A 21,176-nucleotide genomic window follows, 5' to 3' on the forward strand; every position below is an offset into this window, starting at 1 on the left:
TTAAATTGAAAAGGAAATATAAAATTATTGGACAAGGAGAAGAATAGAAAAAATGTTAGATACTAAAATAAGACCTGAAAATGCTGAAAATCTAATACAAATACTACAATTTAGAGCGTATTGTACACCAGAAAAAATCGCATATGAAATATTGGATTCAAATTTAAACCCATATGAAATCACATATTCAGAGTTATATTTCAGAGTGTCTAATTTTGCTTTAAGATTATTAAAAAATAAAATTGTAAATGGTGATAGATGCTTATTGATTTTTCATAGGGAATTGGATTTTATAATATCATATCTTGCATGTAATTTCATTGGTGCAATTCCTATTCCATTAAATATGCCAAAAAGAAATAGTTATATGGATAAATGGGAAAATATTGCAAAAGATTCTGAAGCAAGGTGCATTTTAACAGAGGGAGATAATGTTGAATTCTTGAAAGAGAAGTTTGCTTTTAGCAGCTGTAAGCATCTTTCATCCCTGCCAATATATTTTGAAAAAGAAAAAAGCAGTGATAGTAAAGATAAAGCAGCACATAAAAACAATGATATAAGTTTTTTACAATATACATCTGGATCGACTGGAATCCCTAAAGGCGTTATTGTGACGAATTCTTCTTTATTAAATAATATGAAGCAGGTAGAGAAAAATTTAAACTTTTGTGAAGAAAGTATAATGGTAAGCTGGCTGCCATTTTATCATGATCTTGGGCTGATATACGGGATACTACAAGGAATATATTCGGGATATAAAGTTATATTGATGAATCCAGATGATTTTATGGAAAATCCTATAAGCTGGTTAAGGGCAATTACAACTTATAAAGCAACTCATACAGCAGCACCAAATTTTGCTTATGAGTTAATTTCAAATGAAATAGATAACAAACCTTTAGAAGTAAAAGATATTAAACTAAATACACTTAAGGCTGCACTTTGTGCAGGAGAACCAGTAAATATAAAAACATTAAATAGATTTTATGAAAAGACTAAATCTCTTGGTTTTAACGATTGTGTTTTATCTCCAGCATATGGCTTAGCAGAGGCAACGCTTATAATATCTTGCCATAAAGTCTCAAAAAAAGTTAGTTGGATTAAGCTAAATAGAAGTGATTATAATAGCGGAATTATAACTATATTAGACAAAGGATATTTAGGCGATTTTAAAGATACATTTAATGATTTAGCAGACAATGAAATTTACTTAGTATCTAACGGAAGTGTTATTGATGAGCATAAGGTAGTTATAAAAAAAGCTGATGATAAAAAAGAAAGTGAGCTAGAAGTTAATAATATAGGAGAGATTTGCTTTTTTGGCCCATCCATAACAAATGGATATTGGGGCAGCAGTGAAAAAAACAAGGAAATTTTCAAATATGATGAAAATTCTAATGAAATGTATTTAAAAACTGGAGATTTAGGGTTTATAGACGATAGTGGTGAGCTTTATGTAACTGGGAGAAGAAAAGAATTAATAATTATGAGAGGAATGAATTATTATCCTCAAGATATTGAAAAGACGTCATTTTATTCAGAAGAATATTTTGTGAAAAACGGTGCAGCTGCATTTTCAATTTTGGAAAATGGTGAAGAAAAGCTTATATTAGTTCAAGAAATAATCCAGGATGCTGTTAGGAATCACCAATGTAAAAAGTGGGGAGAGCATATAAGAGAAAATATATTAAAGGTTCATGGAATTAAGACTGAGGTCATTGTTTTTGTGCCGCCTTTAAGTATTCCACGTACAATAAGCGGAAAAATTCAAAGAGCAAAATGTAAAAAGATATTTGGGAATAACGGCTGGATAAATGCTTTAGAAATCTTGGATTTTAAAAGAGATATTATGAAGAAAAATAAGGCTGGCGAAGTATTAAAAACAAGAGGATTTAATAAAGAATCGTTAGAAAGTTTTATGATAGAACTTATGGCAGAAAAACTTGGCATTGAAGTAAAAGAAGTGAACAAAAACATATCGTTTATGGAACTCGGCATAAATTCAATTATGTCTTTAGCCATTAGAAATGCTATAGAAGAAAATTTAGGAATTAAAATATCTTCAACGCTGCTTTTTAACTATAATACAGCAGCACAAATGAGTGAATATTTAACCTCTGCACTAAATCCTAAAAGAATTGTTAAAGTGGGACAAAGTATAGAGAATGATGGAATCAATATGATAACTGAGAAACAAAGTATAGAAGATGATGAAATAACTATTATAACGAAAAACCAAAGTATGGAAGATGATAAAATCAGCATCATATCGGAAATAAATAAATCTATGATTGAAAATTGTTCTGAGGATGAAATTTTTGAGTTATTAAAAAAAGAATTAGGATGTGAGAGTGTTTATGATTAGCAATGAATCAAAGGATGATCTTTTAAAAAAGGCATTGATTGAAATCAGAAAGTTAAAGGGTGAGCTGAGAAAGAGTGAATCAATTGCAGTAATAGGAATTGGATGCCATTTTCCTGGGGCAATTACAAGTCCAGAAGAATTTTGGGAAGCTTTAATTAAGCAGAAAAGTATGATTTGTGATATTAAAGATTCTAGATGGCGTGAACATTTATCAAAAGATTATAATGAAAATCAATATATGAAAAAGGCAGGATTTCTTAAGGAAGATATCATGTCCTTTGATAATAGATTATTTAGATTATCACCTAAAGAGGCTGAAAGAACAGATCCGCAGCAGAGATTATTTATGAAAGTGACCTGGGAAGCCTTAGAAAATGCAGGGTATTCACCTAATAGTTTAAAAAATTCAAAGACTGGAGTATATGTTGGAATAACATCAACTGATTATTCAAATGAGCTCTGCATTGATAGAAAGGTGAATAAGGAGCTTCAATCTGGTGATGTAATAGGAAGCGGTTTTTCTTTTTTATCTGGAAGAGTGTCATATTTCTTTGGATTTCAAGGACCAGGTATAACAATAGATACGGCATGTTCTTCGTCATTAGTAGCAATAGATAATGCTTGTAAGGGGCTTATAACTGGCGAATGCAATATGGCTATAGCTGGTGGAGTCAATTTGATGTATTCACCAGAAACTACTAAGTCATTGGGTGACTTAAATATTTTATCTCCTGATTGCGAAATTCGTCCTTTTGATGCAAAAGCAAATGGAACCGTAAGAGGTGAAGGGTGCGGAGCTTTAGTCTTAAAACGGCTTTCAGATGCAGAAAAAGATGGAGATCTTATTTATGCTGTTATAAAAGGCAGTGGTGTAAATCAAGATGGGCCAAGTTCTGGGCTTACAGCTCCATATGGACTAGCACAGGAGAGATTGATTAAGGACATATTAAGTCGTTATGAGATTAATTCCAGCGAGGTTGGTTATGTTGAAGCTCATGGTACAGGAACTGAATTAGGAGATCCTATAGAAATTTCAGCTTTAGGAAATGTATTTTCAAAAAATAGAAAATCAAATTTGTATGTAGGAACGGTTAAAGCTAATATTGGTCATCTTGAGGCAGCAGCTGGAGTAGCAGGAATTATTAAAGTAATATTGGCAGTTAAAAATGGGAAAATACCAGGAAATTTAAATTTTGAAGCTCCTTCTCCCCACATAAATTGGGAAGAGATATGTATAGAAGTCCCTAAAAAGACAATTAAATGGAAAAGTGAAGCAGGAAAAAAGCGTATTGCTGGAGTTAGTTCTTTTGGACTAAGTGGGACAAATGCACATGCGATAGTTGAAGAATATTCATCTAAACCAATAGAAAGACAAATAGAAAGAAAAAGTGAATTAATTGATAAAGGAAGAGATAAATACTGGCCTTTTAAATTTAGTTCTAATAATAAGGAAGGATTAATTAATCAGCTTGAAGTATTTTTAGAGTATTTAAACAAAGCTAAAATACAAGAAGAAGTATTAATTTCTGATTTATCTTATAGTCAAAATATATCTAAAGGTGATTTAAAAGAAAAAATTATTATTTGGGCTGATTCTTATAGTGAGTTGAAGGAAAATGTTAGTTTGGCACTAAATAACCAGATTAATTCTAATATTAAATATGGGAACAGTGAAAAAAAAGTAACATTTTTATTTACAGGACAAGGTTCACAATATCCGGAAATGTTCAAAGAATTTTATGATACAAACAGTATATTTAAATACTATCTAGATAAATGTAATGCCTTTTATAAAGAATATACAGGGAATGAACTTTTACCTATAATTTTTTCATCAGATAATTTAATAAGTGAAACAAAATATACTCAGCCAGCTTTGTTTTCAATAGAATATTCACTAGCTAAAATGTGGATGGAATATGGAATTAAGCCAGCATTAATGATTGGACATAGTATTGGAGAGTATGTAGCAGCTTGTTTAGCAGATGTTTTTAAGCTTAGTGATGCTATAAAACTTGTAACAGCAAGAGGAAGCCTTATGCAGAAATTATCTGTAAAAGGAAAAATGGCAGCAATTTTTATGAAAAGAAATGATGTAGAGAAACTTTTGAGGTTTAAGGAAAATGTTTCGATTGCAGCTACAAATTCTAAGGAACAGACAATCATTTCTGGGAATGACAAGGAAATTGATGAAATATGTAATGATTTAAAAAACAAAGGAATAAAGAGCGTTTTATTAAAGGTTTCTAATGCATTTCATTCTAAGCTTATGGAACCAATGCTTGAAGATTTTGAATTGATTTCTAAAGCTGTAGAATACAACTTTCCATCAAAAGCAATTTTATCAAATGTAACAGGTGGAATTATTGGGAAAGAAATAGCCTCATGGAAATATTGGAGCAGGCATATTTTATCAGAAGTAAAGTTTTATCAAAGTATACAGTCAATTGAAAATCCTGAAAATTATATTTTCTTAGAGATAGGGCCTAAGCCTGTTTTAACATCCTTTGTAGATAATATTTATGAGGAAAAAGCAGAAGTTTTAGTTACTAATTATCCAGATGTAAAAACAGAAGAGCAAATTCAAAAAGTCCTTTTTGATTTATATGTTTTTGGCTCAGATATTGAATGGAGAAAATATTATTCAAGATCAAATTTTGATAGGGTAATTGTACCTAGCTATAAATTTAGTGAAAAACACTTTGAGATAAATAAGGCAATTTTAAAAAGCGATAAATACGATAAAGTTAATTCAAATTTATCAATTTTGAAGGAAGAATATGAAAATGAAGAATATGAAAATAAAGAAGTTAAGCTTAAGTTTGCGGATAATAAATGCATATTTAACACTATAGATGAAGTCAAGATATATATCAGAAGTGAACTAAAACGTGAATTGAAAATAGAAGAAAATGAATTAGCGGATGATGAAAATCTGCTTTTATATGGATTAAATTCAATTGTAACTACAAGGCTTGCTGCTGCATGGAGAAAAAGTTTAAAGATATACTTAAAACCAAGAACTTTATTGGAAAATTGTTCAGTGAATAAATGGGCAGAAATTATCTTTGAAAAAGCTGCTAAGCCATATGCAGTAGCTGAGGAAAAAAATACATTTATTTCTCATCCAGAAAAAAGGTATGAAGCCTTCTCCTTAAGTAAAGTTCAAAATGCTTATTTAGTTGGTAGAAATAGCGAATTAGAGTACGGTGGCGTTGGCTGCTATGGTGCATATGAAATAGAAATTGAAGAATTAAATTTAGAAAAATTTAAGAGAGCATTATCATTGCTTATAAAAAGACATGATATGTTAAGAGGTATTATTTCAGAAGATGGCACTCAAAAAATAGTGAAAGAAATAGAATTGCCATTAAAAATTTATCATAAAAACGAAGTTTATGATATGGGAAAACATCTTGAAGATTTAAGAAAAGAAATATCATTACAGGTTATTCCTCTTGGAAAACCAATGTTTGATATTAGAGTTACTGAAACAAATGATAATAAGTGGATAGTTTTATTTGGAATAGATTTTATGATAGCAGATGCTTTAAGCGTTTCAATATTGTGGAAAGATATGACAAGTTTTTATTTTGATAAAGAATTATCGAATCTCGAAGTTACGTATAAAGATTATTTAAATTACGAATTAATGAGTAATAATAACTCATATGAAGAGGATAAAAAGTATTGGCTAAATAAAATTGAAAACTTCCCAAATGCCCCTGAATTACCTGTAAATATTAAAAATGGAAACTCTCATGGATTTTCTAGAAGAAAGAAATGGATTGATAATAAAACATGGGGAGATTTTGTGACTTTAGCTGCAGAAAATAATTTAACTCCATCAGCTGCATTATTTTGCTTATACTCAGAGATATTGTCAGCATGGGGAGGAGGGGAAGATTTTGCAGTAATGCTTACAGTATTTAATAGGGAACTTATTCATTCTCAAATAAATCAAGTAATAGGTGATTTTACACAGCTGGCACTTGTTGAAGTTCATAGAAGAAATAAAACTGCAGGTGAAAATGCTTTAGATTTTCAAATTCAGATGCAGAAAGATATAGAACATAGCAATTACTCAGCAATAGACTTCATAAAAGAATTGAACAAAGACAGTGATGGCGAACGAATATATCCAATTGTTTTTACAAGTGCACTTGGAATAGATGAAATGAGTAATAGAGATGAAGCAGATATTTTTGTTAAAAATCTTGAAAGTATAGCATCCTCAACGCCACAAGTATGGATTGATCATCAAGTATTCAAAGAAAAAGAAGGTATTGCTTTGAGCTGGGATACCTTAGATGATGTTTTCTTTCCTGGCATTGTTGAATCGATGTTTGAACAATATGTAGAACTTGTTAAAAGAGCCTCAAAAGAAAAAGATTTCTGGAAGAATGCTTTAGTTGATTTAAGGACTAAAGATCAAAAGAATATCCAGGAAAAATCTAATGATACCTTTAGTGAAATTGAGGATTCATTATTACATGAAAACATAATAAATAGAGCTTTATATTGTGGAGAAGAAACAGCTATAGTATGTAATAATAGAAAATATAGTTATAGTAAGTTAATTAATCGTGCTAATCAGGTATCAGAATTATTAGAGAGAGAAGATGTCCAAAAAGGAGATAAAATCGGACTACAAATGAAAAAATCCTTTGATCAAATAGCAGTTATAATTGGAATATTGCAGATAGGAGCAGTTTATGTACCTATGAATTATGACCAGCCTGCAAATAGGACAATTGACATAATTAAAAGAGCTGGAATATCAATTTTATTTGTAGATGGTGTTAATGAATTATTGGTGGATAAAGTAAAACAGTTTAATTCAGAAAACTTCAGTGAACTTGATGGAGAGTGGAGTAAAAAAGAAATAAGTCCATCTGATTTAGCATATATAATTTATACTTCTGGTTCAACTGGAACTCCAAAAGGAGTATGCATTCAGCATAAAGCAGCCATGAATACAATTAATGATGTGAATAATCGTTTTAAAGTTACATCAAAAGATAGTACTTTTGGATTATCGTCAATTAGTTTTGATCTTTCTGTATATGATATATTTGGAATTTTATCAGTTGGAGGTACATTAGTGCTGCCTACTGAAGAAGAGAGGATTGATCCAAAATTCTGGAAGATTCTTATTGATGAGTATGGAGTAAGTATATGGAATACAGTACCAGCATTAATGAAAATTTATACTGATTATATTGAGAGTGTTGGAGTTTACGCCCAAGATTATAAAATAAGACAAATTATTTTGTCTGGAGATTGGATACCGTTAAATTTACCAGATAAAATAAAAGTTAATTTACCAAAAGCTAAATTAACAAGTATGGGTGGTGCAACAGAAGCATCCATATGGTCTAATTATTATGATGTTTTGGAAATACAAAATGAATGGAATTCAATCCCATACGGATATCCTTTAGCTAATCAACGTTTTTATATATTAGATGAATTTTATCGTCCTTGTCCTAATTGGGTAAAAGGAAAATTATTCATTGGAGGAAAAGGGCTTTCAAAAGGTTATTTAAATGAAGAGAAACTTACTGAAGAAACATTTATATATAACACTCAAATAGGTGAGAGAATATACAATACAGGAGATTATGGCAGATATATGGAGGATGGGATCATTGAATTTCTTGGAAGAAAGGATTCTCAACTTAAAATTAATGGTTATAGGATAGAAATTGGAGAAATAGAGTCTGCCTTTAGAAAATGTGGAGATTTTGAAGAAGTTATAATTCTACCGATTGGTGTAGGTATGAATAAAAATAAAATAGCGGCATTTTTAAAACATGATGAAATAGCAACTTCAGAAGACAAGTTGAAATTAAAGTTAAAAGAATATCTGCCACATTATTTTATTCCAGACAGAATAATCATATTGGATAAGCTGCCTATTACATCGAATGGGAAAATAGATAGGAAGGAACTCCTAAGGATATTTGAAAGAGAATCACAATTAATTCGTGAAAATAATGAGCTTAAAGATATTAAAGATACTAGAGATACTGAAGATAATCCAGTTTTGCAAACCGTCAGGGAAATATTGAATATTCCAGAACTAATGGCTGAAGACAGTTTTAGCAATATAGGTGTTTCTTCTTTGGAAATTATAAGGCTCGCTAATCAACTTGAAATTATTTATACTGAGAGGCCTTTAGTAAGTGAAATGATAAAATATAAATTTATATCTGAATTACTTGAGTTTTATAGAGATAAAATTCAAGAGGCTAATCATGATAATATCATTAATAATAAAAAAGAAACTATAAAAATTTCAAATGAAACTCGTGTAAAAGAAGGAATTAATATTTCAAATGAAACTCATATAAAAGAAGGAATTAATGAAGATTATGAGATCGATCATAAAAAAGATAACCAATTAAACGCTGATGATTACGAAAAAATGAAGGCCTTAGAAGAAAGATATAATAACCTTGGAATTAAATTATGGCTAGAGAGTGAAGGCCTTAAATTTAAGGCACCTAAAGGCATTATGACTTTAGAGCTCCGTGATGAATTAAAAGAAAATAAAGAGAAATTGATTATTTATCTTAAGGAAATTCAAAATAATAAGTTTCCATTAACACCAATTCAACTAGCTTATGTTTTAGGGCGTTCAAAAGATTATGAACTTGGGAATGTCAGTGCACATTACTACTCAGAATATGAATGCGAAAATCTTGATATCAACAAATTTGAACAAGCAATAAATGAAGTTATTGAGAAACATGAGATGCTGCGAACAGTAATTTATGAGGATGGAACACAGGAAGTATTAAGTTCAATTCCACTATATAAAATTAAATATAAACAAATAACTGATGCTAAAGAATTTGAAGATAAAAGGAATGAATTATCTCAATGTGTATATAAATTAGGTCAATGGCCAATGTTTAATATTCAAGTTTCCAGGTTTGAAAATGAACCTTTTAGAATTCATTTCAGCATCGATTGTTTGATAGCTGATGGATGGAGCACATTGCTTTTCTTAAAGGAAATATTTAAGGCTTATCATGGAATCAAAATAGAAGAGCCTGATATCTCAATTAGGGAATATATTAAGAAGCAGGATTCATGGCTTAAGAATAAGGCGTATCATAATGAAGCAAGTAAGTTTTGGCAGGAACAAGTTAATAAACTTCCACCAGCTCCAAATATCCCTTTAAAAAATTCCTATGAATTAATAGAAAAGCCGCATTTTTCTAGAAAGATGTTTGTGTTAACTAATGAAGAATCAGATATTCTTAATAGAAAAATGAAAAAGTATAATTTTACAGCTTCGGCAGTTATATGTACTGCATATATGAAAGTTCTTTCACATTGGAGCGAGCAAAAAGATATTACTTTAAACTTAACGTTATTTAATAGGCTTCCTCTAAGTAAAGATATAATGAAGGTCATCGGAGATTTTACTAATGTAACGCTGATTCCATATTTTGAAAAAAATCAAGATTCATTTATTAGTGAAATAGAAGAAATACAAAATTTATTATGGAAAGCTATCGAATATAGAACTTATAATGGATTAAATCTCTTAAGGACATTATCTAAAGATACACCAGGTAAAGCAATAATGCCAGTTGTATTTACAAGTCTTTTATTTGGAGAATCTATAAAAAACTACGATGAAGTATCAAATAATATGAAGGAAATATATTCAATCAGCCAGACACCACAAGTATCTCTTGATCATCAAGTATATGAGAGAAATGGGGCTATAACATTTATATGGGATTATGTTGACCAGGCATTTGAAGAGGAAATAATCGATAAAATGTTTAATGATTATGTTGTTTTTATCAAGAAGCTTATAGAAGAAGATTGGAATGAAAAATTTTATATTTAATAGCATATTAAGAAGTACTAAATAGATATGTAGCTGAATCAAAATAATCAGCTTTATATTTAAGCTTTATATTAAGAAGTGGATGTGAATTTAAATGAATAAAGTAGAAGAATGGTTTCCTTTTAGCAGTAGTAATAACTATGAAAAAATAGGCAAGGTCATTTGTTTTTATTATGCAGGAGGAAGTTCATTGGTATATAAAAATTGGGCTAAAGCAGACTGTCCATTTGAATTTATACCAGTAGAATTACCAGGCAGGGGTACTAGAATATTGGAAACCTGTATAGAAAGTTTTGATAAATTAATTGATGAACTGCTTCCTAATTTGTTAAAAATAATTGATGAAAAGCCATTTTACTTTTATGGACATAGTATGGGAGCAGCAATAGCATTTGAAGTTTCATATAAACTTCAGATGCTTCATGGAAAAAAGCCAGAGAAATTAATAGTAGCAGGACGTCATGCACCTCATAAAAAAGATCCATCTAAATATAGAAGCCACATGGGGGATAAAGCACTTATTCAAGAATTAGCAAGATTAAATGGAACACCTAAAGAGGTTTTAGAAAATAAAGAACTATTAAATTTTATATTACCTATTATCAAAAGTGATTATAAAATAAGTGAAAGTTACAGCTATCATGGTGAAAAAATCAATGTTCCAGTTATTGCTCATGCAGGTGCAGATGATAAAGAAGCAAGCGTAGAAGTTATGAAATATTGGAGTGAAGTAACAGATGGATCGTTTCAAATTAAAGAATTCCCTGGAGATCATTTTTTTGTACAATCTTTAGGGGAAAAATATCTTTTAGAATTAGTAGATAGTATTATGTCTACTTATTACGAAAAAATAATATGATTTTTAAAATCTCTGATTTAAGAATTGTTATAAGTCAAAGAAAAAAGAAATAATGAGAATGAAATTCATTTTATATTTCATTTATAAAAGTTTTTAGGATTTTATTGAAGCATTAAATGAAGTTAATTTAATATTAAAAATTTAGAATGGTCTACGGTATAGGGAGGAAAGAAAATGTTAAAAAAAGATACTAGCAAATTACAAGTTAAAGACTTAGTTACTATTGGGGTGTTTTCTGCAATTTATTTTGTTATTAATCTTATTATTATGATTTGTGGCGGGATTTCACCGATTATATGGATATTTATGCCTGCATTTATTGCACTGCTTAGTGGAGTTATTTTTATGTTGATGATAGAAAAAGTTCAAAAATTTGGACCTGTAGTGATTATGGCAGCAATCACAGCAATCATTTATTTTGCAACAGGACAATTTACAGTGGTATTATTATTAACTTTTGCAAGTTCAAGTATTATTGCAGAATTAATTCGATATATGTTTGGGTATAAAAGTTTTACAGGAAATTTAATAGCATACGCGGTTTTTTCTCTTGGGATGGTAGGCTCACCACTTCCAATTTGGTTATTTGGAAATAGTTTTTTTGAATCCATAATTGATCAGGGAATGTCTAGCAGTTATGTGGACGGATTGAGGAATCTCACTTCTTCTGGAATGTTAATTGGAATGATAATTTCAACATTTATATTAGCCTTAGCAGGTGGGATAATTGGCAGAAGCATGCTAAAAAAACATTTTATAAAGGCAGGTATTATTTAAATATGTCTAGACTAAAGAAAAAATGTTTGAGTATTGATCCAAGGACGGAAATATTACTTATATTTATTGCAAATATAGTCGCATTTACAAATTCTTCTGTATATATAGAAGCGTCTGAAATAATGGCAATTGCAATATTACTATCTTTTTGTGGATGCAGAAAATCAGCCATAAAGTGGTGTGTATTTTTTATAATATTATTAGCTATTCAATATTATTTAATAGAAATCATGCCGACTTTTTTAGCAATCATGTTTTCGATTTTAGCTGTTTATGCTAGAAAACTTATTCCGTGTATGATGATAGGAGAATTAATAATAAAAACAGTACCAGTACGATTGATTATTTTATCACTAAGAAAATGGAATATTCCTCAAAAGGTCATTATTCCATTATCCATTACAATACGTTATTTTCCAGCTATAAAAGAGGAGATTGTGCATATAAGAGATGCAATGAAAATGAGAGAAGTAAGAGGATTGAGAAGAAAAGTAGAATGTATTTACGTACCAATTTTAATTTCAGCGGTTAATACTGTAGAAGAATTAAGCGCTGCTGCAATCACTAGAGGAATTGAAAATCCAAAACCAAAAACAAGTTCTGTTGATATGAGTTTTCATCTGCAAGATTATTTATGCATTGCCGTGGGGATTGTTTTTATCACAGGTTCAATGCTCCATTTGGGAGGTATTTTATGATAGATATTAACAATGTCTCATTTAAGTATTCAGAAAAAAGCAGATACAATCTAAAAAATATAAATCTCCATATTGAATCAGGAGAATGTGTTTTGTTATGTGGTAAAAGTGGATGTGGAAAAACAACATTAACAAAAGTTATTAATGGGTTAATTCCACACTTTATAGAAGGCGTGTTAGAAGGAAAGGTTATTTCAGCTGGAATGAATATTGCAGATTCAAAAATGTATGAATTATCTTCAAAGATAGGATCTGTTTTTCAAAATCCTAAATCTCAGTTTTTTAATATAGATTCTGATAGTGAGTTGGCTTTTGGATTAGAAAATGGAGGGATGGAACCAGAATATATTAAAAAGAGGATTTCAGACACGATTAGTGATTTAAAAATAAACAGGTTATTAGGAAGAAATATTTTCAAAATGTCAGGCGGTGAAAAACAAGCACTTGCTTTTGCTGCAATATATGCAATGAATCCTGAGGTTTATGTTTTGGACGAACCATCAGCTAATCTTGATATAAATGCTATAAAAATATTGAAAGCACAGCTTAAAAAAATAAAAGAAAGCGGAAAAACAATAGTCATTGCAGAACATCGGATTTATTACTTAGCGGACTTAATAGATAAAGTTATTTATATGGAAGATGGTAAGGTATCTCAAGTATTTAAAAGAAAAGAATTTTTAAATTTAGATGAAAATCAGCGAATAAAAATGGGGCTTAGGACAATAAAGCCAATAGTGACTAAACTTTCAAATTATTTAAAAACAGCTAAACCAAATTTAATCGTATCGGGACTATCGTATAAAAATGATAAAAAGTATATTTTTAAAGATATGAATTTTTCAGCAGCGGAAGGCGAAGTTATTGGGGTATTGGGCAATAATGGAGTTGGAAAAACAACATTGATGAGGTGTTTAGCAGGTTTAATTAAAGAAGGTGATGGAAAGATAAAGCTCAATGAAATCTTTTTATCTCCAAAAAAAAGAAACAAAGTTTGTTATATGATTATGCAGGATGTAAATCATCAGCTTTTTGCAGAAAGTGTGTGGGACGAATGCAAGTTATCAAAAAAGAAAGTAGAAGATAATAGAGTATTAAGTTTATTAAAAGAATTTAATTTGGAGATGTATAAAGAAAATCACCCTATGGCATTATCAGGCGGGCAAAAACAGCGGCTTGCTATTGTTACGGGTATATTAGCAGATAAGAAGATTTTGATTTTTGATGAACCTACAAGTGGCTTGGATTATGAAAATATGTGTACGGTCAGCAGGCTTATTAAAAGTTTATCAAAAGAGGGGCATATTATATTCATAGTAACTCATGATGAAGAGTTTTTAGAAATCACATGTGACAGAGTAATTCAGACCTGTAACTGATTTTTGGAATAATAGTAAGTATTTTACTAAATGAAATAATCTCAATAAAAATGCTGCTGCCTTAAAGAGAAGATTTTTAAGCAGCAGCATTATTGTATTTTTAGCTTTTTGTCACCAGTTTTCGGTATTCAGAAGGCAGTAAACCAGTAGAACGTTTAAATAAATTAGAAAAACGTCCAAAATGGTTATAGCCGACAATTTGTGCAATTTGACTTATTGTAAAATCGGTGTTGCTAAGTAAATGCTCAGCTTGTGCCATTCTTTTGTTTTGGATATATTCTGTAATTGTACAATGGTATGCTTTTTTAAACGAATATTTTAATTTAGTTGTGCCCATATAAGCAATTTTGGCCAAGTCTTCCAAATAAATTTCAAAGGCAAAATGGTCATCAATATATGAACGTGCAGATTCTAATCTTTCAATATCCTGCTTTGATAAGGTTTTGTCAAGTTTTAAGTCAGTTAAAGATGTACTTTTTTCAGCAATTAATGAGATGATTTCTGCTACTTTACTTTCATAATAAAGGGCGGCAACATCCCCGCAACCTTTAAAATTTCTTATTTGCCTAAGAGAAAATATTAATTCTGGAAAATCTGTTAGACCATCAATACTTAAAAACGTATTTTTTGAATTTGGGAAGCCTTTTGGATATTTATTATTTAAATATTCTTCATAATAATCAGGCGAAATATCAATATCTATAGAACTAATAGGGATGCTTTTATGATATATAGCCTGATATAAATTATTTTCAGAAATGCGGCTGCGTATACAATTAGCATTAATTCGCTTATAAGGTCTTAACTCTTCTCCAGAGACAGAATCATAATAACTTATACTTAGATATCTTGGCTGCTGGTATTTCATAAAATAATCTTCATATAAAACAAGATCATGAATTGATATAGAAAAAAGATTTTCTTTTGCATAAACCCAGTAATAACCTGTTCCTATATCAGAAGAGACTTTATAACATATTCCTATATCATTAAAACCTTCTACATTTTCAACTCTTTCAAAACCATACTGATTGAGACATGGTTCATGTAATTCCTTTAAAATATTTTTCATATAAATTCTCCTTTTACAATAATAGCACGATCAGACAAAGTTGTATCATGAAAAGACGAACGACTCCAAATCGATTGACCGGTTATAACTTGATAATATATCATAGTTATTAGATAGAAAGTAATATATTATACTTAAATGATATCAAAAATGATTTTATTTAACAAGTGTATGCGTCTAAAATGGATATGCTTTTATGAAAATTGTATATGTGAATTTAAGATATAAAAAATTATTAATTAAAAGTTAATACTACGAAATAGGTTTTTGGGTATTAAAGAAAAGAGGAGTTTATATGAAAGAAAAATCATGGATTTCTATTATTTTATCCTTAGCAAAGGAACATAAGCACTTAATGATATTATCTGTTGTTTGTGGAATAGCAAGTGTTGCAGCAGGAATGGTGCCGTATTTTGGAGCTGCTAATATAATCGTTATGTTCTTCAATGATACTAAAACATGGGAAAGTATTTTATTTTGGGCAGCAATATGTCTTTTGGGATACTTTATGAAAATTTTTTTGTTCACAATATCAACATTATTATCTCATAATTCTGCGTTTCATATATTAAAAAACATGAGAAATAGAGTTGCAACCAAACTTATGTATGCACCGCTTGGGAGTGTTATGGGAGAGACAGTTGGTAAGCTAAAAAATGTTATGGTAGATGAAATTGAAAAAATGGAAACACCGCTTGCTCATATGATTCCTGAATTTACTTCAAATATGTTAATACCAATAGGAATTTTTATATATATAACTTATATTGATTGGCGTATGGCATTAGCAGCACTTATCACCATTCCTCTTGGAATGATACCGTATCTAATGGTGATGAAGAGTTATAAGAAAAAATATGATAAGTACATGGAAGCTAATAATTATATGAATTCTACTATTGTAGAGTATATAGAAGGAATAGAGGTAATTAAAGCATTTAATCAATCTACAAGTTCGTATGAAAAGTATAAAAATGCTGTTATATCGTTTAGGGATTACACATTGGATTGGTTTAAGAGTACTTGGAAATACACATCTTCTGCAGCAGCAATTTTGCCATCAACCTTGCTAGGGGTACTGCCTATAGGTTTATATCTTTACATGGAAAAAGAAATAACAGCTGCATCTTTTGCAATTTGTATAATTCTTTCACTTGGAATAATTGAACCTATTTTAAAATTATCAGATTTTATAAATGAAATGCAGATTATTAATTATGCAGTGCAGGCAACAAATGATCTTTTAGAATTAAAAGAATTAGAATCAACAACTAAAGAGGTAAAATTTAAAAATTATGATGTTGAGATGAAAAATGTATCTTTTTCTTATGATGAGAGTAAAGAAAATAATGTTTTAGATAATGTAAGCATAACTTTGCCCCAAGGAAAATTTACTGCTCTTGTAGGTCCATCAGGTGGTGGAAAATCCACAGTAGCAAGACTTATCGCTAGATTTTGGGATGTTAAAGCAGGAGAAATTACAATTGGAGGCATTAATTTATGTGATATACCTTTAGAACAGCTTATGGATATAGTTAGTTTTGTAACTCAAGATAATTTTTTGTTTAATTATTCAATATTAGAAAATATACGTCTTGGAAATCCATCGGCATCAGATGAAGAAGTTTTTGAAGCAGCAAAACTAGCTTGCTGCGATGAGTTTATCAGTAAATTAGATTACGGATATAAAACAAATGTTGGTGATGCAGGCGGAAAATTATCTGGAGGAGAACGTCAGCGTATTGCTATTGCAAGGGCTATATTAAAAAATGCACCTATTGTTATATTAGATGAAGCAACTGCTTTTACTGATCCAGAAAATGAAGATAAGTTACAGAGGTCTATTTCTGAATTAACTAGGGGTAAAACTCTTCTTGTAATAGCTCATCGTCTTTCAACAGTAAAAGATGCAGATAATATTGTGGTTCTGGAAAATGGAAAAGTTGTAATGAATGGGAATCATAAAAACCTCCTTAAAGCTTGTGCACTATATTGTGATATGTGGAATGCCCATATTAATTCTAAAAAGTGGGCAGCAGGAAAAGAATTAACTAGAAATCAGAATTTGAATAAGGGGGGAGTTAGATGTTAAAAGTAGTTAAAAGAATCATTGATTTATCCGGTGATAACTCTAAACGCATGTATATCAGCTTTATTTATGCATTAATGCAGGCATTATTCTCAACCTTGCCAGTTCTTGGAGCTTCATATGTCTTAAAATTAATTATTGAAAACATTGAAGGCATAACTGTTATAACAATTAATCAAGTATGGTTTTGCTTAGGATATATGATTTTTGCAGTTTTAGGCAGAATGTTGTTTTCATATTTAGTAGCTACTTCACAAGAAAGCATAGGGTATGAAGTGTTTGCAGAGCAGCGTCTTAAAATTGGTGATACCTTAAAGCGTGTTCCAATGGGATTTTTTGGTGAGAAAGATACGGGAGAAATTACTTCTTCTGTAACAACAGATCTTTCATTTGTTGAAAATAACGCAATGAAATTAATTAATAAAGTCGTAAATGGGTATATTAGTTCAATTACAATCTCGTTATGCTTAATGTTTTTTGATTTTAGAATTGGTTTAATCACGCTTGGAGGAATAATCTTAACGTCTTTAGTAATGATTTATATAAGCAAAAGGAGCAGAATTGTAGCGCCAATACGTCAAGCAAATCAAGCTGGATTAGTAACGGCCATAATTGAATATATCAGAGGTATATCAATTGTAAAAGCTTTTAAACAGGATGGAATTGCTAAAGAGAGCATAGAAAATGCATTTGAAAAAAGCCGTAAAACAAATTATGGAATAGAGCAGGAATTTGTGCCAGTGACATCTTTTTATATATTTATATTTAAACTTGCATCTGTAGGTATAATTTTTGCATCTGGAATATTTGCTATAAATGGCTCTATGGAAGTGCCTACCATGCTTATGATGATTACTTTTTCATTTATAATTTATGGTCATGTTGAGCAGATTGGGAATTCTTCAAATATGATACGAATGATTGATGCATCTCTTGATCGTGTAGATGGGGTTAAAAATGTAGAACCTATTGATAAAAATAGTAAGCTTGTAGTATTAGATTCCTATGATATATGTTTTGATAAGGTTAGTTTTGCATATGATAAAAAAAATGTTCTTCAAGATGTGTCATTTTTTATTCCTGAAAATACAACAACTGCAATTGTCGGTACATCTGGAGGTGGAAAATCAACAATATGTAGCTTGATTGCAAGATTTTATGATGTACAGCAGGGAGCTGTAAGCATAGGAGGAGTAAACGTAAGGGATATTACCTGCGATAGCTTATTATCTAATATAAGTATGGTATTTCAAAAAGTATATTTGTTTCAAGATACCATTTTGAATAATATCCGTTTTGGAAATCCATCTGCATCAATTGAAGAAGTGATAATAGCAGCTAAAAAAGCACGCTGCCATGATTTTATAATGGAATTTCCAGATAAATATAATACGGTTGTTGGAGAAGGCGGAGCGTCTTTATCAGGAGGTCAAAAACAACGTATTTCAATTGCAAGAGCAATTTTAAAGGATGCACCTATTATTATTCTTGATGAAGCTACAGCAAGTGTTGATCCAGAAAATGAACATTATATTCAAGAAGCTATTAATGCTTTAACTAATGGAAAAACCATTATAATTATTGCACATCGTCTTGCAACAATTCAAAATGCAGATCAGATTTTGGTAATTAGTGATGGAAAAGTAATTCAAAAAGGAACACATAAGCAGTTAATTAATCAAGAGGGGCTTTATAATAGATTCATAAATATTAGAAAAAAAGCAGAGGGATGGAGCTTGGCACAATAAATGGCTCAAGCTCACATTTAGAATTAAGAATTATTGGATGAGAGGATGAAATCCCTAAAGGATTTCTAAGATATATTATTGTAGTAATGAATGGAGGAATTATAATTGAATGATATGAGAGAAGAATTGTTAACAAAGGAGCCAATTGAACTTATGATAAAGCTTTGCGTACCTGCGGTACTTGGAATGCTTGTAATTGGCTTATATTCATTTGTTGATGCTATTTATGCAGGACAAATGATTGGGACAAATGCTATGGGGGCAGTGTCTGTAGCTTATCCTTTCACTTTAATAAATAGTGGAATCTCAACCTTAATTGGTATGGGATCTGCATCTGTTTTGTCGAGGGCTATTGGGAAAAAAGATAGCGATATTATAAATAAAATAATGGGAAATTTATTGGTACTTATACTTATTCTTTCAGCAATTGTAACTGTAATAGGAGTGGTATTTGCACGAGAGGTGCTCTTAATTAGTGGTGCAAATGGAGAAATATTGGATTTAGCAGTGCGATATATGCGCATAGTATTTATAGGCTCATTTTTTATAAACTTTGCTCAAAGTGCTAATATGATCATGCGTGCTGAGGGACGAATGAAAAAAGCTATGATTTTTATGGCGATTGGAGCAATCACCAATATTATCCTTGCACCTATTATGATTATATTATTTAATCACCAAGTGGAAGGAGCAGCTATTGCAACTTTATTGTCGCAAATTATACAAGCTGTTATTACGATGATTTATTTTATAAAAGAAAGTGAAAGTGTGCGTTTTCATGGCTTTAAAATTGAATTTGATTTGCTTCCAGAAATATTTTCAATTGGATTTTCAGCCATGTTAATGCAAATAATGATGTTTATACAACAAGTAGTGATTTATAAAATAGCTTCAACTTATGGAGGAGATTCAGAAATTATTTTAATTGGAGCTGCATTACGTGTGTTAGCATTTTCGTTTATTCCGCTATGGGGAATGGGACAGGGCTTGCAACCAGTTGTTGGTACAAATTATGGAGCAAAACAGTATGATAGAGTAAAGAAAAGTATAAACGTATTTGTGGCTGGTGCAACAATTCTGGCATTATGCTTCTGGATACCAATTCAGCTTTTTCCAAAAGAGATACTTTCATTATTTATAAAAGATAGTTCAATTGTTTCTGAAGGAATAAATAATTTTAGATTGATGTATATTATTTTTCCGATTTTAGGCTTTTGGATTATGTCAGTGACAGCATTCCAATCAATAGGAAAAGGAAAAAATGCAAGCGTATTAGTTATATTAAGACAAATTGCATTAATTGTTCCACTTGTTATTGTATTACCAATGTTAATTGGAATTGAAGGTGTATGGGCAGCTGTTCCGATAACTGATGGAATTGTATTTATTCTAACTGCTATTATGATGATTAGCGAATACAAGAGAATTGGAAAAGATCATCAAAGTAAGGTAGAAATAGAAATCAAAGGAAGTAAAAAGTCATTAGATTAGCTTAAATTAACTGCCAGAATAGATTAGTTGTACACTTGAAGTTTTGGTAGAGGATATTAAACGATATGTCGTCAATAACTTATTGTGAAAATCTATATTTAGTAATAGATAATAAGTATTTGGAAGTACATGAACTTTCAAAAAATCTAAATTATTTAAATTATATTGTATATAACCCATATAAACTTCATTTGATAATTTATATGTTATCTTAATGAAGGTTATACGGGCCATTTTTATGGATTGGAATTTTATTTGAATTATTATATGCTTTCACCTTAATACAATTAGTTTTACTTGGAACTATCTGATGAATCTGTAGAACTTGTTATATTACCTTTTTTAGAAGCAGACTTTTTAGCACTGCCAGAGTAAACGCTACTAACAGAATTTTGTACTGAATCATCTGAATTTAGTATCTTTAGACCTTTAACGTCGTATGCATTTCTAACCATAATTTATGTTCCCCTTTCACTTCTTATAAACTAGTAAAATTTTGATAGACTTAATTTAGCTAACAAATATATTTTGTCTTGATTTCTTTAGTTTATGACAGGAAGTTTATCACTTTGAATGATTATTATAGTATTATAAATCAGTTGGAAACGGTGAAATTACTATTGAAAATAAGATTAGCATATTGTATAATGATAGAAATTAAAATTTAGGAGAAAATATTATGAAAGCATTTAATATGAAAAAAATAAATTTCATACATCATCACCAGTAAGACTTGGTATGTTAAATAGGCAGATACAAGTCTATAATTCGTAGGCTTGTATCTGCTGGTGATGATAAATTAAATGTCAGTAATAGTTTGTTAAG

The 21,176-nt window shown here is 30.1% G+C and carries 11 protein-coding genes; 9 read left to right on the plus strand and 2 right to left on the minus strand.

The genetic code is table 11. From position 1 onward, the window contains the following. Positions 1 to 52 precede the first annotated feature (52 nt). The 6 genes from T483_RS0122900 (at position 53) to T483_RS0122925 (ending at position 13,951) form a co-directional block, all read left to right on the plus strand. Positions 53 to 2,365: a non-ribosomal peptide synthetase gene (locus T483_RS0122900; protein ID WP_026888916.1), complete on the plus strand. Its 2,313-nt coding sequence runs from the start codon at positions 53 to 55 to the stop codon at positions 2,363 to 2,365. Beyond that, positions 2,358 to 10,238, plus strand: coding sequence for a hybrid non-ribosomal peptide synthetase/type I polyketide synthase (locus tag T483_RS0122905; RefSeq protein WP_026888917.1), 7,881 nt, complete (start codon positions 2,358 to 2,360; stop codon positions 10,236 to 10,238). Before T483_RS0122900 ends, T483_RS0122905 begins: the two co-directional genes overlap by 8 nt. Positions 10,239 to 10,332: 94 nt before the next feature. Next, positions 10,333 to 11,097 (plus strand): thioesterase II family protein, encoded by a 765-nt coding sequence (locus T483_RS0122910; protein ID WP_026888918.1) that lies wholly within the window; start codon positions 10,333 to 10,335, stop codon positions 11,095 to 11,097. A 174-nt stretch (positions 11,098 to 11,271) separates the two neighbouring features. Continuing rightward, the gene (locus tag T483_RS0122915) at positions 11,272 to 11,874 is read left to right on the plus strand and encodes an MptD family putative ECF transporter S component (RefSeq protein ID WP_026888919.1); all 603 of its coding nucleotides are present in this window, start codon (positions 11,272 to 11,274) and stop codon (positions 11,872 to 11,874) included. A gap of 2 nt (positions 11,875 to 11,876) precedes the next feature. Further along, positions 11,877 to 12,572, plus strand: coding sequence for an energy-coupling factor transporter transmembrane component T (locus T483_RS0122920; protein ID WP_026888920.1), 696 nt, complete (start codon positions 11,877 to 11,879; stop codon positions 12,570 to 12,572). Next, entirely contained in the window at positions 12,569 to 13,951 is a 1,383-nt protein-coding gene (locus tag T483_RS0122925) for an ABC transporter ATP-binding protein (protein WP_026888921.1), read from the plus strand. Before T483_RS0122920 ends, T483_RS0122925 begins: the two co-directional genes overlap by 4 nt. A gap of 100 nt (positions 13,952 to 14,051) precedes the next feature. On the opposite strand, the gene T483_RS0122930 is transcribed toward T483_RS0122925, so the two are convergent. Next, positions 14,052 to 15,023: a helix-turn-helix domain-containing protein gene (locus T483_RS0122930; RefSeq protein ID WP_026888922.1), complete on the minus strand. Its 972-nt coding sequence runs from the start codon at positions 15,021 to 15,023 to the stop codon at positions 14,052 to 14,054. 295 nt (positions 15,024 to 15,318) lie between these two features. Here T483_RS0122930 and T483_RS0122935 point away from each other — a divergent pair, with 295 nt between their 5' ends. The 3 genes from T483_RS0122935 to T483_RS0122945 all read left to right on the plus strand — a co-directional run bounded on the left by T483_RS0122935 (position 15,319) and on the right by T483_RS0122945 (position 20,351). Further along, a complete protein-coding gene (locus T483_RS0122935) occupies positions 15,319 to 17,115 on the plus strand; it encodes an ABC transporter ATP-binding protein (protein ID WP_026888923.1) in 1,797 nt (598 codons plus the stop codon). Further along, positions 17,109 to 18,860 carry an ABC transporter ATP-binding protein gene (locus T483_RS0122940; protein WP_026888924.1) on the plus strand — a complete coding sequence of 584 codons (1,752 nt, stop codon included), beginning with the start codon at positions 17,109 to 17,111 and terminating at the stop codon, positions 18,858 to 18,860. The genes T483_RS0122935 and T483_RS0122940 overlap by 7 nt, the downstream gene beginning before the upstream one ends. 105 nt (positions 18,861 to 18,965) lie before the next feature. Next, positions 18,966 to 20,351, plus strand: coding sequence for an MATE family efflux transporter (locus tag T483_RS0122945; protein ID WP_026888925.1), 1,386 nt, complete (start codon positions 18,966 to 18,968; stop codon positions 20,349 to 20,351). 293 nt (positions 20,352 to 20,644) lie between these two features. Here the strand turns inward: T483_RS0122945 and T483_RS31780 are convergent, their stop codons facing one another. Further along, on the minus strand, positions 20,645 to 20,806 hold the full coding sequence (locus T483_RS31780) for a hypothetical protein (protein WP_196244916.1): 162 nt from the start codon (positions 20,804 to 20,806) through the stop codon (positions 20,645 to 20,647). Between the last annotated feature and the right edge of the window lie 370 nt (positions 20,807 to 21,176).

This window comes from Clostridium beijerinckii HUN142 (genome assembly GCF_000621745.1).
In the GTDB taxonomy this organism is placed as follows: Bacteria; Bacillota; Clostridia; order Clostridiales; family Clostridiaceae; genus Clostridium; species Clostridium beijerinckii_A.